Source organism: Providencia sp. PROV150, from assembly GCF_028481025.1.
GTDB classification, from domain to species: Bacteria; Pseudomonadota; Gammaproteobacteria; order Enterobacterales; family Enterobacteriaceae; genus Providencia; species Providencia hangzhouensis.
Genome location: NZ_JAMPPJ010000006.1, coordinates 38,994 through 54,326 on the forward strand (window position 1 = coordinate 38,994; position 15,333 = coordinate 54,326).

13 protein-coding genes are annotated in these 15,333 nt (G+C 42.3%); 12 read left to right on the forward strand and 1 reads right to left on the reverse strand.

Annotation, left to right across the window (positions count from 1 at the left end; translation table 11 throughout):
- The first annotated feature begins 207 nt into the window (after positions 1-207).
- The 10 genes from hutC (at position 208) to PSE83_RS06515 (ending at position 10,757) form a co-directional block, all read left to right on the forward strand.
- On the forward strand, positions 208-945 hold the full coding sequence (hutC, locus tag PSE83_RS06470; RefSeq protein ID WP_036957971.1) for a histidine utilization repressor: 738 nt from the start codon (positions 208-210) through the stop codon (positions 943-945).
- Positions 946-1,267: 322 nt separating this feature from the next.
- Complete coding sequence (gene hutU, locus PSE83_RS06475) at positions 1,268-2,947, forward strand: urocanate hydratase (protein WP_004257198.1); 1,680 nt, start codon at positions 1,268-1,270, stop codon at positions 2,945-2,947.
- 11 nt (positions 2,948-2,958) lie between these two features.
- Positions 2,959-4,491: a histidine ammonia-lyase gene (gene hutH / locus PSE83_RS06480; RefSeq protein ID WP_036957972.1), complete on the forward strand. Its 1,533-nt coding sequence runs from the start codon at positions 2,959-2,961 to the stop codon at positions 4,489-4,491.
- Positions 4,492-4,580: 89 nt separating this feature from the next.
- Positions 4,581-5,972, forward strand: a complete 1,392-nt coding sequence (locus tag PSE83_RS06485) for an amino acid permease (protein ID WP_036957973.1) — start codon at positions 4,581-4,583, stop codon at positions 5,970-5,972.
- Positions 5,973-6,184: 212 nt separating this feature from the next.
- Complete coding sequence (prmB, locus tag PSE83_RS06490) at positions 6,185-7,117, forward strand: 50S ribosomal protein L3 N(5)-glutamine methyltransferase (RefSeq protein WP_004257202.1); 933 nt, start codon at positions 6,185-6,187, stop codon at positions 7,115-7,117.
- A gap of 115 nt (positions 7,118-7,232) precedes the next feature.
- On the forward strand, positions 7,233-8,321 hold the full coding sequence (gene aroC / locus PSE83_RS06495; RefSeq protein ID WP_004257206.1) for a chorismate synthase: 1,089 nt from the start codon (positions 7,233-7,235) through the stop codon (positions 8,319-8,321).
- A 177-nt stretch (positions 8,322-8,498) separates the two neighbouring features.
- The gene (locus PSE83_RS06500) at positions 8,499-9,302 is read left to right on the forward strand and encodes a TSUP family transporter (protein ID WP_004257209.1); all 804 of its coding nucleotides are present in this window, start codon (positions 8,499-8,501) and stop codon (positions 9,300-9,302) included.
- Between the two features lie 17 nt (positions 9,303-9,319).
- Complete coding sequence (locus PSE83_RS06505; protein WP_109911530.1) at positions 9,320-9,868, forward strand: elongation factor P hydroxylase; 549 nt, start codon at positions 9,320-9,322, stop codon at positions 9,866-9,868.
- A gap of 28 nt (positions 9,869-9,896) precedes the next feature.
- Entirely contained in the window at positions 9,897-10,169 is a 273-nt protein-coding gene (locus tag PSE83_RS06510) for a YfcL family protein (RefSeq protein ID WP_004257217.1), read from the forward strand.
- 72 nt (positions 10,170-10,241) lie between these two features.
- On the forward strand, positions 10,242-10,757 hold the full coding sequence (locus PSE83_RS06515) for a GNAT family N-acetyltransferase (protein ID WP_004257228.1): 516 nt from the start codon (positions 10,242-10,244) through the stop codon (positions 10,755-10,757).
- Positions 10,758-10,761: 4 nt separating this feature from the next.
- Here the strand turns inward: PSE83_RS06515 and mnmC are convergent, their stop codons facing one another.
- On the reverse strand, positions 10,762-12,801 hold the full coding sequence (mnmC, locus tag PSE83_RS06520; RefSeq protein ID WP_272660734.1) for a bifunctional tRNA (5-methylaminomethyl-2-thiouridine)(34)-methyltransferase MnmD/FAD-dependent 5-carboxymethylaminomethyl-2-thiouridine(34) oxidoreductase MnmC: 2,040 nt from the start codon (positions 12,799-12,801) through the stop codon (positions 10,762-10,764).
- Positions 12,802-13,002: 201 nt separating this feature from the next.
- Here mnmC and fabB point away from each other — a divergent pair, with 201 nt between their 5' ends.
- Both fabB and PSE83_RS06530 read left to right on the forward strand, forming a co-directional pair.
- The gene (fabB, locus tag PSE83_RS06525) at positions 13,003-14,217 is read left to right on the forward strand and encodes a beta-ketoacyl-ACP synthase I (protein WP_004257234.1); all 1,215 of its coding nucleotides are present in this window, start codon (positions 13,003-13,005) and stop codon (positions 14,215-14,217) included.
- Between the two features lie 165 nt (positions 14,218-14,382).
- Positions 14,383-15,216 (forward strand): hypothetical protein, encoded by an 834-nt coding sequence (locus tag PSE83_RS06530; RefSeq protein ID WP_004257237.1) that lies wholly within the window; start codon positions 14,383-14,385, stop codon positions 15,214-15,216.
- Positions 15,217-15,333 lie beyond the last annotated feature (117 nt).

Genomic DNA, 15,333 nt, shown 5'->3' on the forward strand with positions numbered 1-15,333 from the left:
TTGCCGCAATTTACCCTAAATATTTTCTGTTTTTTGTTTGTTTTTATTAAAATTACATCGTTTAATTATGTGAATGCTTAATAATTAAGCATGATGTTTTTATTCGCGACTGTCAGGATAAAAAATGTCCGATAGCACTAAGGTCGTGTTGTATGCTATCCAATGAATAGCATATTAATACTTAAGATTTTAATCATTAAATTGGAAATGACTGTGACAGCCGATAAAAAGGATAAACAGGGGGCACCGCTCCCACTCTATTTGCAAGTAAAACAATCGATAATTGAAAAGATCCATACGGCAGAGTGGAAGGCAAATGACCGTATTCCATCTGAGTCTGAGCTCGTGACACAGTTTCAATGTAGCCGGATGACCGCTAACCGAGCACTACGTGAATTAACGGCTGAAGGGTTATTGGTTCGCTTGCAAGGTGTGGGAACGTTTGTGGCTGAGCCAAAGGGGCAATCCGCACTATTTGAAATACACAGCATTGAAGCCGAAATACTGGCAAGAAACCATAAATACAGTTGCAGGATCATTAAGCTCGAAGAAATACAAGCGTCTCCAGCGCTCGCAAATGAATTAAATATCAGCCCAGATAGCGCCGTGTTTCATTCTATTATTGTTCATTTAGAAAATGATGTCCCTGTACAAATTGAAGACAGATATGTCAATGCCTTAGCAGCACCTGACTATTTAAAGCAAAATTTTTCATCGATTACACCGCATGATTATTTGTCTCAAGTCGCTCCTTTAACACAAGGGGAGCATATTGTTGAGGCCGTAGAGGCAGATGAGCGCTCAGCGAGGTTATTGCAAATTACCACAGGCGCATCTTGTTTGTTAATTACAAGGCGTACTTGGTCCCAGTCTTTCACGGTGACAAGTACCAAACTATTGTTTCCTGGTCACCGCTATAAGCTTAAAGGTAGTTTCACGTCATAAGTTATTTCTCCACGTAAAAGTATGGGCGGAATGATATACAACATATTTTCCGCTTATCGTATCGAGTGATTTCCTTTCATACCCATTTCGTGTGAATTTATTGTGAATTAAATGTGATCCAACAAGCATATTTAGAATAAAAAACACACACAAAAATATCAGGTTCATTTTATATCCAATTGTTTTATTTGAATAAAAATATTTTTATATCATATTTTTTTAATCTTTATGTTAAAAGATTGATTGATCGTACATGTATATACAACTATATCTATAAGAACAATAAAAGGTAGCTAATGGACAGATAAAAGAGGGTATACAAGTGACAGCACTGAATAATAAATATCGAAATATCGAAATTAGGGCGCCGCGGGGAAACACATTAAATGCCAAAAGTTGGCTGACAGAAGCCCCATTACGCATGTTAATGAATAACCTTGATCCTGATGTTGCAGAAAATCCTCATGAATTAGTGGTCTATGGCGGTATCGGGCGTGCAGCACGTAATTGGCAATGCTATGATCAAATTGTTGAGTCCTTAAAACAACTCGAGAGTGATGAAACACTGCTGGTTCAGTCAGGTAAGCCCGTCGGTGTTTTCAAAACCCATGCAAATGCTCCACGTGTTTTAATTGCTAACTCAAATATAGTGCCACATTGGGCAAACTGGGAGCATTTCAATGAGTTGGATGCGAAAGGCCTCGCCATGTACGGGCAAATGACGGCAGGTAGCTGGATTTATATCGGTAGTCAAGGCATTGTTCAAGGAACGTATGAAACCTTTGTGGAAGCCGCTCGTCAGCACTTTAATGGTGATTTAACCGGGCGTTGGGTATTGACTGCAGGTTTGGGTGGAATGGGGGGTGCGCAACCTCTTGCTGCAACATTGGCTGGTGCATGCTCATTGAATATTGAGTGCCAGCAAAGCCGTATTGATTTCCGTTTAAGAACTCACTATGTGGATGAACAAGCGGTCGACCTTGATGATGCATTAGCGCGTCTTAAAAAATATACATCGGAAGGAAAAGCCATTTCTATTGCACTGTGTGCCAATGCCGCTGAAATTCTGCCTGAGCTTGTCAAACGTGGTGTAAAACCGGATATGGTGACCGATCAGACAAGTGCTCATGACCCGCTAAATGGTTATTTGCCAATTGGGATGAGCTGGGAAGAGTACCGTGAGCGCAGTGTCCAAGAGCCCCAAGCCACCGCGTTGGCAGCGAAAAAATCCATGGCTGAACATGTTAAAGCCATGTTAGCGTTCAAACAACAAGGCATTCCTACGTTTGATTATGGGAACAATATTCGCCAAATGGCGTTGGAAATGGGCGTAGAGAATGCGTTTGATTTCCCTGGTTTTGTGCCTGCTTATATTCGCCCACTATTTTGCCGCGGTGTTGGCCCATTCCGCTGGGTCGCGTTATCAGGGGATCCTGAAGATATCTATAAAACCGATGCGAAAGTGAAAGAGCTGCTACCGGATGATAAGCATTTACATCGCTGGTTGGATATGGCTCGTGAACGTATTAGCTTCCAAGGCTTGCCAGCACGTATTTGTTGGGTAGGGCTTGGGGACCGCGCTAAATTAGGTTTAGCATTCAATGAGATGGTAAGAAGCGGTGAGGTTTCGGCCCCGATTGTTATTGGTCGTGACCATCTGGATTCAGGTTCAGTGGCCAGCCCAAACCGTGAAACAGAATCCATGAAAGATGGCTCTGATGCCGTTTCAGACTGGCCGTTACTCAATGCGTTATTAAATACAGCCAGTGGTGCGACATGGGTATCTTTACATCACGGTGGTGGCGTAGGTATGGGCTTCTCTCAGCACTCTGGGGTAGTGATTGTGTGTGATGGAACGGATGAAGCAGCAGAGCGTATTGCCCGAGTGTTGCACAATGACCCGGCAACCGGTGTCATGCGCCATGCCGATGCGGGCTATGACATCGCTATCGCATGTGCGCAGGAAAAAAATCTTAATTTACCAATGATTAAAACACGTTAAGGAGTGCCATGATGACTAAGTTAACCATTCACCCAGGAAAAATGACACTCGAAGACCTCCGCATTGTTTTCCAACAGGCAGTAACAGTGGTACTGGATAAACGCGCTCACGCGGCTATTGAAAAAAGCGTTGCAACGGTCAATAAAATTATTGAAGAAGATAGAACCGCTTACGGTATCAATACAGGTTTTGGTTTGCTTGCCAATACCCGCATTGCAACTAAAGATTTGCAATCATTACAACGCTCTATTGTGATGTCTCATGCTGCGGGTGTTGGCGAGCCGTTAGATGACGACCTCGTGCGTTTAATCATGGTGCTCAAAATTAATAGTTTAGCTCGTGGTTTCTCGGGTATTCGTCTTGAAGTCATTAATGCCTTGATTGCATTAGTGAATGCGCAAGTTTATCCATTTATTCCTGCGAAGGGTTCTGTGGGAGCTTCTGGCGACTTAGCGCCATTAGCACATATGAGCCTAATTCTGTTAGGAGAAGGGAAAGCCCGCTATGAAGGCAAATGGATTTCAGCGAAAAAAGCGTTAGAAAAAGCAGGGTTGACCCCGCTAAAATTGGAAGCTAAAGAAGGCTTAGCCCTATTAAACGGTACGCAAACCTCCACGGCTTTCGCGTTGAAAGGGTTATTTGAAGCAGAAAAATTGCTGTTATCTGGCATTGTTTGTGGTGCGCTTAGTGTTGAAGCCACACTGGGCTCTCGTAAACCGTTCGATGCACGCGTGCAAGAGGTTCGAGGGCAAAAAGGGCAAATTGATGTTGCGGCGATGTTCCGTGATGTTTTATCACCGACCAGTGAGTTGGCGAAGTCCCATGAGAACTGCGTGAAAGTGCAAGACCCTTATTCACTACGTTGTCAGCCACAAGTGATGGGGGCTTGTTTAACCCAAATTCGCCAAGCCGCTGAAGTGATTTTAATTGAATCAAATGCCGTGTCGGATAACCCGTTAGTCTTTACCGATAATGGTGATATTATTTCAGGCGGTAATTTCCATGCAGAGCCTGTTGCTATGGCAGCCGATAATATTGCGCTTGCGTTAGCGGAAATCGGTGCGTTATCTGAACGCCGTACTGCATTATTGATGGATACCCACATGTCACAGTTGCCTCCTTTCTTAGTGAATAATGGGGGGGTTAACTCAGGTTTTATGATAGCTCAAGTCACCGCGGCTGCATTAGCCAGTGAAAACAAAGCATTAGCCCATCCTTCGAGTGTTGATAGCCTGCCGACATCAGCCAACCAAGAAGACCATGTCTCGATGGCGCCTGCCGCGGGTCGTCGTCTATGGGAAATGGCAAAGAATGTCACGGGTATTTTAGCCATTGAATGGCTTTCAGCGTGTCAGGGAATGGATTTCCGCGAAGGTTTGAAATCGAGTGAAACCTTGGAGAAAGCACGTAAAACATTACGTGACCAAGTGGCTTACTATGATAAAGACCGTTATTTTGCCCCTGATATTGAAGCGGCAATTAATTTAATTAACCAATATAAACTGTCCTCGCTGTTCAAGGCTGATTCAGTTTTTTCTAACTAGTTTATCAAGCAAATAAAAGGTGGCCGGCAATGTACTGGCCGCCTGAAGTATTTATCTGCACGACAATAAAATAATACGAAGGATAAATCATGCAAAGCACATCACAACTTGCGCGAGGGCTTTCTGCGCGCCACATTCGATTTATGGCTTTAGGTTCTGCGATTGGTACAGGTTTGTTTTATGGTTCAGCGAAAGCAATAGAAACTGCTGGTCCCGCGGTATTACTCGCCTATATTATCGGCGGTGCTGCAGTGTTTATGGTTATGAGAGCGTTGGGTGAAATGGCGGTCCATCGGCCACTTGCTGGGTCGTTCTCACAGTATGCTAGTCATTATTTAGGGCCGAGAGCCGGTTTTTTTGCGGGTTGGACCTATGTTTTTGAAATGCTTATTGTTTGCTTGGCGGACGTGACAGCATTTGGTGTTTATATGAAACTGTGGTTTCCGGAGGTTGCGCAGTGGATCTGGGTGTTGAGCATTATTTTCTTTATTGGTGCAATAAACCTATGCCATGTGAAAACTTTCGGCGAAATGGAGTTTTGGCTTTCAATCATTAAAGTTATTGCGATTATTGCAATGATTGTTGGTGGTGCAGCCATTATGATGTTTGGCTTTGGCCAAGCGGCAGACCATGCGGTTGGGGTATCAAACTTATTTATTCACGATGGGTTTATGCCAAATGGTATTGGTGGGGTGATTGCTTCCTTTGCAGTGGTGATGTTTGCGTTTGGGGGAATTGAAGTTATTGGTATTACCGCGAGTGAAGCGAAAAACCCGGAAACCACTATCCCAAGAGCGATTAATGCCGTGCCAATTCGCATCTTACTGTTTTATGTCCTGACCTTATTTGTTTTAATGTGCATTTACCCGTGGAACCAAATTGGGCAGCAAGGTAGCCCATTTGTGCAAATTTTCGATAGCTTAGGTATTCAATCTGCAGCGAATATCTTAAATATTGTGGTGATCACGGCGGCAATTTCGGCGATTAACAGTGATATATTTGGTGCTGGGCGTATGATGTATGGCATGGCACATGAAGGACAAGCGCCAAAAGCCTTTACCAAGCTGACAAAAAATGGTGTGCCTTGGATGACGGTATTAGTCATGGTTGCGGTGCTGTTAGTCGGAGTGGTATTGAATTATGTCATTCCTGATGATGTGTTTGTAGTGATTGCGTCAATTGCAACATTTGCCACCATTTGGGTATGGTTGATGATTTTATTGTCACAGTTTGCAATGCGTAAAAAAATGTCACCAGAAGAAATTAGCCAACTAAAATTCCCTGTGCCTATGTGGCCTGTCGCACCTATTCTAGCCATCGCATTTATGGTATTTGTTTTTGGTGTACTGGGGTATTTTGAATCAACACGAATTGCACTCTATGTCGGAATTGTTTGGTTAGTATTACTGGCTATCGCCTATGCACTTTGGGTCAAAAAACCTACGAAAGAGGCGGAAGTCGTGCTGCAAAACGAAAGCTAATATTGTTACTTTCTTACTGAGCTTGTTATTTTTCTCACGCCCTTTAGCTAAAATAAAGGGCGTTTTTACATCACCGCATTCATTAATAAGCGCGATAACCAGACTTTTTGGGCAAATTTTATTATATTAATCTGCTGATTTGTCTTTCACTTCGTGGCAAACTTTAACTATTCATATATTCCCTTTCAAAATACAGGCTGGAGAACCCCTTCTTGGAAAAGATTTTCGTTGATGAAGCCGTTGCAGAACTTCATACCATTCAAGATATTTTGCGTTGGACGATGAGCCGCTTTAATGCGGCTAATGTGTACTATGGCCACGGTACAGATAACCCATGGGATGAGGCGCTACAACTGGTGTTACCAACACTTTACTTGCCTCTAGACCTGCCCGATGAGCTGTTAACATCCCGCTTAACGCCAACAGAGCGTCACCGTATTATTGAGCGTGTTTTACGCCGTATCAATGAGCGTATTCCAGTTGCATACCTGACAAATCGTTCATGGTTCTGTGGTCATGAATTTTATGTTGATGAACGTGTGCTTATCCCTCGCTCGCCAATTGGTGAGTTAATCAATAACCACTTTGTTGGCTTAGTGGCTGATGAACCGCAAACCATTCTTGATTTATGTACCGGAAGTGGTTGTATTGCGATTGCTTGTGCTTATGAGTTCCCTGATGCAGAAGTCGATGCGGTTGATATTTCAAGTGATGTGCTGGCGGTGGCTGAACAAAATATTGCCAATCATGGTTTAGAACACCGTGTGATACCGATTCGTTCTGACTTATTCCGTGATATGCCAGAGGTTAAATATGACCTGATCGTGACGAATCCACCGTATGTTGATGCGGAAGATATGGACGATTTACCAGAAGAGTTTCGTGTCGAGCCTGAATTAGCACTGGCTGCTGGAAGTGATGGTTTGAAACTGGTACGCCGTATTTTAGCGAATGCCCCGCGTTTTCTGACGGAAGAAGGGGTGTTAGTGTGCGAAGTGGGTAACAGTATGGTTCATTTAATTGAACAATACCCTGAAATTCCATTTATTTGGCTGGACTTCGAATACGGCGGTGATGGTGTGTTTATGTTAACACGTGAACAACTTGTTGAGCACCACGCACATTTTGAGCTTTATATCGATTAATCAACAGTTGCGTGATGTTCCAAGATCATGTAATCAATAATAACGACACAACGATATAATAACTAACAACCAAAATTCTTGGTAAAACAAGAATGGCTTAGAATAGGAAACTCCGATGGCAGGAAATTCAATTGGGCAGCTGTTTCGTGTGACCACATTTGGGGAATCACACGGGGTTGCATTAGGTTGCATCGTCGATGGGGTTCCCCCAGGCTTAGCACTAACAGAAGCAGATTTACAAAAAGATTTAGACCGTCGCCGTCCAGGAACATCACGTTATACGACTGCGCGTCGTGAACCTGACCAAGTAAAGATTTTATCGGGTGTATTTAATGGGGTAACAACCGGAACCAGCATCGGTTTATTGATTGAAAATACTGACCAGCGTTCGCAAGATTATGGTGCAATCAAAGACGTGTTTAGGCCGGGCCATGCGGATTACACTTACGAACAAAAATACGGCCAGCGTGATTACCGTGGTGGTGGCCGCTCATCAGCACGTGAAACGGCAATGCGTGTTGCGGCAGGCGCGATTGCGAAAAAATATTTACAAGAAAAGCTCGGTGTGCAAATCCATGGCTGCTTAACGCAAATGGGCTCCGTCGCTTGTGAAATTAAAGACTGGTCAATTGTCGAAGAAAACCCATTTTTCTGTCCAGATCCAAGCAAATTAGAGGCTCTTGACGAATTATTGCGCGGTTTAAAGAAAGAGGGTGATTCGATTGGCGCTAAAATTACTGTCATTGCAGAGCATGTGCCTGCAGGCTTAGGTGAGCCCGTATTTGACCGATTAGATGCCGATCTCGCTCATGCATTAATGAGTATTAATGCAGTGAAAGGGGTGGAAATTGGTGATGGCTTCGGTGTTATTGCGCTTAAAGGCAGCGAAAACCGTGATGAAATTACACGAAATGGTTTCACATCAAACCATGCAGGCGGTATTTTAGGCGGTATTAGCAGTAGTCAGCCTATCATTGCACATATTGCGTTAAAGCCGACATCCAGTATTACCGTTTCAGGTAAAACATTAAACCGTGATGGCGAGGAAGTGGAAATGATCACCAAAGGGCGTCATGACCCTTGTGTAGGCATTCGCGCGGTACCGATTGCGGAAGCAATGATGGCGATTGTTCTAATGGACCACTATTTACGTCATCGTGGCCAGTGTGCGGATGTAACGCCAGCAATGGAACCTTTTGAGTAATCGGTTTTACTGTGTTTTATGTAGTGACAACAGAGCGGCCTATAAGGTCGCTTTGTTGATGATGAAGGTTCGGATGAAGCCTCCTAAAAATACCTCATCTAGGTTGTGATATCACCAAACCTGACTGGCGATATATTCACATCAACATCATGATATTTCTTCTCTTTGGATAGTAAAATGGATTGGCTAACTGCCGTTGCACCTGAAGTTTATGCTTTACTCTTCTTTGTTGCGCTGTTTGCAGGGTTTATTGACTCCATCGCGGGTGGTGGTGGGTTATTAACGATCCCAGCCCTGTTATCTGTGGGAATAACACCTGTTGAAGCTTTAGCAACCAATAAGTTGCAAGCGGTTGGCGGTTCGTTTTCTTCAACGCTCTATTTTGTTAGGCGCAAAGCCATAGATTTACGAGCACAACTGTTTCCGTTCATTATGACCATGATTGGTGCCATGCTGGGTGCGATTGTCATTCAAATGATTGATACCGCGTTCTTAAAACAGCTATTACCCATCTTGGTGATTTGTGTCGGCTTATACTTTTTATTGACGCCATCAATTGGTGTACAAGACCGCCAACAGCGTATCAGTATGCCTTTCTTCGGGGTGGCAATTGGGATGACGCTGGGTTTTTATGATGGTGCCTTTGGTCCCGGAACCGGTTCATTTTTGGCATTGGGTTATGTTTTGTTGCTTGGTTATAATCTTGCCAAAGCCACCGCGCATGCGAAGTTACTTAATTTTGCCTCTAATTTTGGCTCTTTAGTGTTCTTTATTATCGGGGGTCATGTTCTTTGGGCCTTAGGTTTTGTTATGCTAATTGGCCAAATGGTTGGCGCTCGTTTAGGTGCGCGTTTGGTCTTAACTAAAGGACAAAAACTGATCAGGCCGATGATCGTGGTGATTTCGTTACTGATGAGTATTAAATTACTCCATGATAGCCATGGTGACGTGATTAAAGCTTGGTTTCTCTCATTATTTTAAGATGATTTAAATTATTCATGAGTACACATAATTATCAGGATCTAATCAATATCTTTGATGAATGTTTTGGTGTGACATATAACACCAGGCTGGTAAAAGGGGATGATGAACCCATTTATTTACCCGCAGATGAGGCAGTACCTTATCACCGGATCGTCTTTGCACACGGCTTTTTCACCAGTGCGCTGCATGAAATCTCACATTGGTGTATTGCTGGGGAAGCAAGACGTCAGCAAGTCGATTACGGTTATTGGTATTGCCCAGATGGGCGAGATGAAAAAACACAGTGTGAGTTTGAAGTGGTGGAAATCAAGCCCCAAGCGTTGGACTGGCTGTTTTGTGTTGCCGTTGGCATTCCATTTAATGTCAGTTGTGACAACTTAGAGGGGGATTTTGAGCCTGATCGTATTGCGTTTATGCGCAAAGTTCATGCACAAGTCATGCTTTATTTAGAAAATGGCATCCCTGAACGGCCATTACGCTTTATTAATGCGTTACAATTGTTTTACAATACGCCACCTCTTTGTGCAGAAGCTTTTCCTTATCCGGAAGATATTTTTGCCTAATGAACACACATTTAAGTAAGGATTAAGCATGCTTGCGGATTTAGAAACACGCATACTAACGAAAATTGATGATATGGTTGAACACGCGAGCGATGATGAACTCTTCGCTGGCGGCTATTTGCGTGGTCACTTAACCCTTGCTGTGGCTGAACTGGAAGAAGAAAACGAAACCAGTTCTGAAGCATTATATCAACGTGTCGAAGTCAGTATTCAAAATGCCATCAAAGCTGGCGAATTGACACCACCAGACCAAGTACTGGTTTTAGATATGTGGAAAAACTTATTAAATAACGCCATTTAATTTGTTGAGTTCTGCATGAAAAGCGGGGAAACCCGCTTTTTTGTTAGCTAAATTTTGTTGCGAGTAAAAATTATGGCGAATATTCGTTTAGCAACCCCCCTTGATGCCAAATATCTTCCTCCGGTGGAAGTCTCCGCAGGCCAGGCATTTACGAGTATCGAAAAATATAAATGGCTTGCTGAAGGTGATGGGCAAACGGAGCAAGACCACCTCGATTTTATTTCTGAGCAATTAGAGTGGGTAGCAGTGAATGATTGTGATGAACCAATTGGTTTTATCAATGCTGAAGATCATCATACTAGCCTGCATATTTGTGAGGTTTCTGTTTGCCAGCCATGGCAAGGACGCGGGCTGGGTAAAAAGCTGATTAAGCAGGTTCTTGATGCTGCTTTGGCACGTAATATCACGGTAGTGACATTGACCACTTGCCGCGATGTGCCTTGGAATGCACCTTATTACCAACGCTTGGGTTTTAAAATTCTTGAAGATAGTGAGCTAACCACCGAACTACAGGCTATTTTACAGTCTGAGGTCGATGCAGGGTTTACTGCTGAAGACCGTTGTGCAATGGCTATCTCATTAACTTAATGCATTAATAAGGGAGTTTAATAGGGCGACCTAATAATAATTTCCTTACCCAAAAACGGTTTGGGTTGAGTTCTGCAAGAGTTTCATCGTCTAGGGGGAGTACTTCCCCAAAAATTTGCGCCGCAAGCAATTCTGCGCAAAGTGGTGCGGTTGATAACCCTCTTGACCCTAATGCACCAAAAATAAATAAATTTGGGTGCACTGGAGCGAGTGCAATAGGCTGTTCTTTGGCAATTTGAGTGGGCAAATTGTGATAGAGTGCCACATGTTGTTCGAAATCAGGCACATTGCCTAATAACGGAAAATGGTCGCGAATAACACAACGAATACCTTGGCGTGAACGTTGTTGAGAAATATCGATATCCTTAGGCCAAGTTACATCGGGTAGGTTATCAACCAGCTTTTGGCGGTTCCCTTGCTGTTCCTCTTCACTATAATCGAAATCAAGTCGTTCACGTTGGTAGCTAGCACCTAAGCAATGTTGTGTACCCGTGGCATCGGCAGGGGTTAAATAGCCTTCAAAGCACAGAACATTTTTCAGTTGTTGTAGGGTGTGATTGGTTGGAATATGGCTGACTTGCCCACGCACAGGCGAAATAGGTAAATTAACGGTTTGAGCAAATTGGCGCAGCTTGTGCCCATTAGCAATAATGACAGTTGAGTGAACACGTGTTAGCTGTTTGTGTTGTGCGGTTTCAATTAATAACTGCCAATCTTGTTCTGTTTGTTTTAATTCAACGACATTATGTTCAAAACAGAAGGTAATACCCTGCTGTTGTAAATATTGTTGTAAACTCTCACAAAGCTGGGCAGGGCACAGCCATCCTCCAGACGCATAATGAATGCCATCATGGTTGACATCAACGCCGCAAATATCACTCAGTTGCTGACGACTTTTACCAATAGCAAAATCAGTCGGCCATTCGGTTCCTAGCATTCCCGCTATCTTGCGAGCCACTTTGTCGTTATAGGCTAATTGGCTCACGCCACACCATTGCCCTTCAAACGCGAGCCCTTGTTTTGCTAATTGGTGATAAAAGCGAGAGGCAAAGGGGAAAGCGCTGACAAAAAAACGTTCGAGTGGGTCGTTATTGCCGGTGAGTAAGGGGTAAATAGCCCCTTGGCGATTGCCCGAAGCATTCTGCGCAACTTGTGCATCTTGGCAGTATAAGGTGACTTTAGCACCGCGGTTATGAAGGGCGTAGGCCGCTGTTAAACTGGCAAGCCCACCACCAATGATAGCGACATCAGTTGGGTTATCTGCGCTTTTTCTGGCAAACCAAGGCGTTGGGATATCAATTTCTTTTTCAGCTAAGACCCCAGTTAACATTTCTCGTTTGTTACCAAAGCCTTTGACTTTTTTAAGGGTAAAGCCAGCTTGTTGAAGGCCTCGTTTAACGGAACCTGCCACGGTAAATGTTGCAAAAGTTCCATTGATGCGGGCGAATTTTGCCATATTAGTGAACAGTTGTTCACTCCACATTTCGTGATTTTTTGAGGGAGCGAAACCATCTAAAAACCAAGCATCTATCTTATTGTTTAAATTGTTTTTTAGTAAAGATATTTGCTCATTTACATCACCAAACCATAAATCTAATATCACGCTACCATTTTCTAACATGATCCGCTGGTTACCCGGTAAGGCTTGTGGCCAATTTTTACAAAGGGATTGTGAGAAACTGCTCAGTTCAGGCCAACATTGGTGGGCTGTCATTAAGTCAGATTGTGTTAATGGGTATTTTTCAAAACTAATAAAATGTAATTGTTGCAATTTTGCGTTTGGATTTTCTGCTTTAAATTGTTTAAAAGATTGCCATAATGCTAAAAAATTCAACCCAGTACCAAAGCCAGTTTCGGCAATCACACAGGTTGTGAAAGGGTGTGTCGCGAAGCGATCAGGAAAATGATTTCCTTGCAAAAACACATGACGAGCCTCTTCTAAGCCATCTTGGTTAGAAAAATAGATATCTGCAAACTGTTCAGACATGGGTGTGCCTTCGTCATTCCAACTTAGGCGTGCGGTTTGTACAGCGTTCTTTTTCACAATAAGCCTACATTCTTTATTTAATACCTAAATTTTACCGCTGATATGGGTGTAAGGCTACCGTCATAAAAAAGTCTTATTGGCGTCATAAAGAAAAAAATACAAATATTTACCCTGATCGGACTTGTTCAGCGTACAAGTGTAAGCTAAAGTGACAACCTGTAATCCCGCAATCATATAATTATAGACATGAGGTAACGAATGAAGCGTGCAGTCATCACTGGTCTAGGTATTGTTTCCAGCCTTGGTAATAACCAGGAAGAAGTACTGGCTTCTCTGAAGGAAGGTCGTTCCGGGATCACTTTCTCAGAAGAATTCAAAGAGGCAGGGCTGCGTAGCCATGTCTGGGGTAATGTTAAAAATTTAGACCCAAAAGATTTAATCGACCGCAAAATTTTCCGTTTTATGAGTGATTGCTCCGCCTATGCTTATTTATCGATGGAACAAGCGATTGCGGATTCAGGTTTAACAGAAGAACAAGTTTCAAATTTACGTACAGGTATCGTTGTTGGCTCTGGTGGTGGTTCTCCACGTAACCAAGTTGCAGGTTCTGACGGTATGCGTGCTAAAGGTTTACGTGGTGTGGGCCCATACATGGTGACTCGTGCAATGGCATCGGGTATTTCTGCTTGTTTAGCAACGCCATTTAAAATCAAAGGTGTAAACTACTCCATCAGTTCTGCTTGTTCAACATCAGCGCACTGTATTGGTCATGCGGTTGAGTTAATTCAATTAGGCAAGCAAGATGTTGTTTTCGCTGGTGGCGGTGAAGAACTGAGCTGGGAAATGACCTGTGAGTTTGATGCAATGGGCGCATTGTCAACTAAATACAATGAGACGCCAGACAAAGCATCAAGAACCTATGACAAAGACCGTGATGGTTTCGTTATTGCAGGTGGCGGCGGTATCGTTGTTGTTGAGGAATTAGAGCATGCGTTAGCGCGTGGTGCACATATCTACGCTGAAATCGTGGGCTATGGTGCGACCTCAGATGGCGCAGACATGGTTGCTCCATCAGGTGAAGGTGCTGTTCGCTGTATGCAAATGGCGATGCAAGGTGTTGATAAAATTGATTACATCAATACACACGGTACCTCAACGCCAGTGGGTGACACGAAAGAGTTAGAAGCGATTCAAGAAGTGTTCGGTAACAACTCTCCAGCAATTTCAGCAACGAAAGCAATGAGTGGTCACTCATTAGGTGCTGCGGGTGTTCACGAAGCAATTTATAGCTTACTGATGTTAGAACACGGCTTTATTGCGCCAAGTATTAACGTCGAAAACCTAGATGAGAAAGCTGCGGGCTTGAATATCGTGACAAAACCAACCGAACAAGCGCTGGATACGGTCATGTCTAACAGTTTCGGTTTCGGTGGAACTAACGCCACATTAGTGATGAGCAAATACAAAGCATAATTTGTATTAGGCTAACGTATTAAATAAGCGAGAACTTCGGTTCTCGCTTTTTTTTTATATATATGAAATCAATAGGCACACTATCGTTGTTTTATTAAATAATTAATATTTTGAATATGGGAGTATATGGCAAATAAATAAAGTTAATTGATATAGGAAAAATTTATGAGTATTAAAAATTTCTTTTACACAATGAGTAATAGTTCGACAAAGATGCTTGAAGTCTATATTAAAAATAGCTCCGAAGCGAATAAAAAAAATGTATTTAACATGGCTTTTTCTAAGATAAGTAACATATACAACCGATATGGGTGGGATGTTGAAGGAAAAGGTAAAGAGAAAATCACAAAGCAAATTAAAATTTTAAATCATCTAGTGGATATAAATACCGACAAATCGAAAAATAGTGATAGTAGTCATCTATTACACGTCAAATCAGAACATAAACTCGATATGCTTGCAGCCTACTATGACCATTCGAATAAAAAAATAACTGCGGAAAGCATGATGAATTTTCTTCTTGGTAGTATCTATAATAGAGATATTCATGTTAGTAGCGCAAATATTAATTTTTCAGGCTCAGATTTGTCGAACACAGTAGTTGAAACAAGTAATAACATCCCTTTGTTAAGGGCTGATTTTTCTGATGCCAACGCTGAAAATACGGAAATTAACATCCCAGTTAAAATAGATGTTGATTACAACTTTACGAATACTAATTTAAAAAATGCGACAATAAAACTAGATATCCAGTATGATAATTTGAGTGATACGGTTATGAGTAGCTTATTTGGTAATGATGACTTCCCTTATAAAAGTGTTTTTAGTTCAATATCGACAATTGATAATAAATATATTGGAATTAAACAAGAGGCATTTAAGGAGCTTGCAAAAGCTTATGATAGAAGAAAAGATTATTTCAAGAGTAATGCCTTGGTTGGAGATGAATTTTTAAGTCAGTATATGAATATAAAAAGCAGGAGCAATAAGATTAAATAAGTGGTTTCAATGGATTCAAGTAATTAATATTTTTTGGGAATATCATGAATATGATAAGATATTAAAATATTGAAAGGCGATATTAAAAATATTAAGTCGAGGGTTAGTTAATCATTT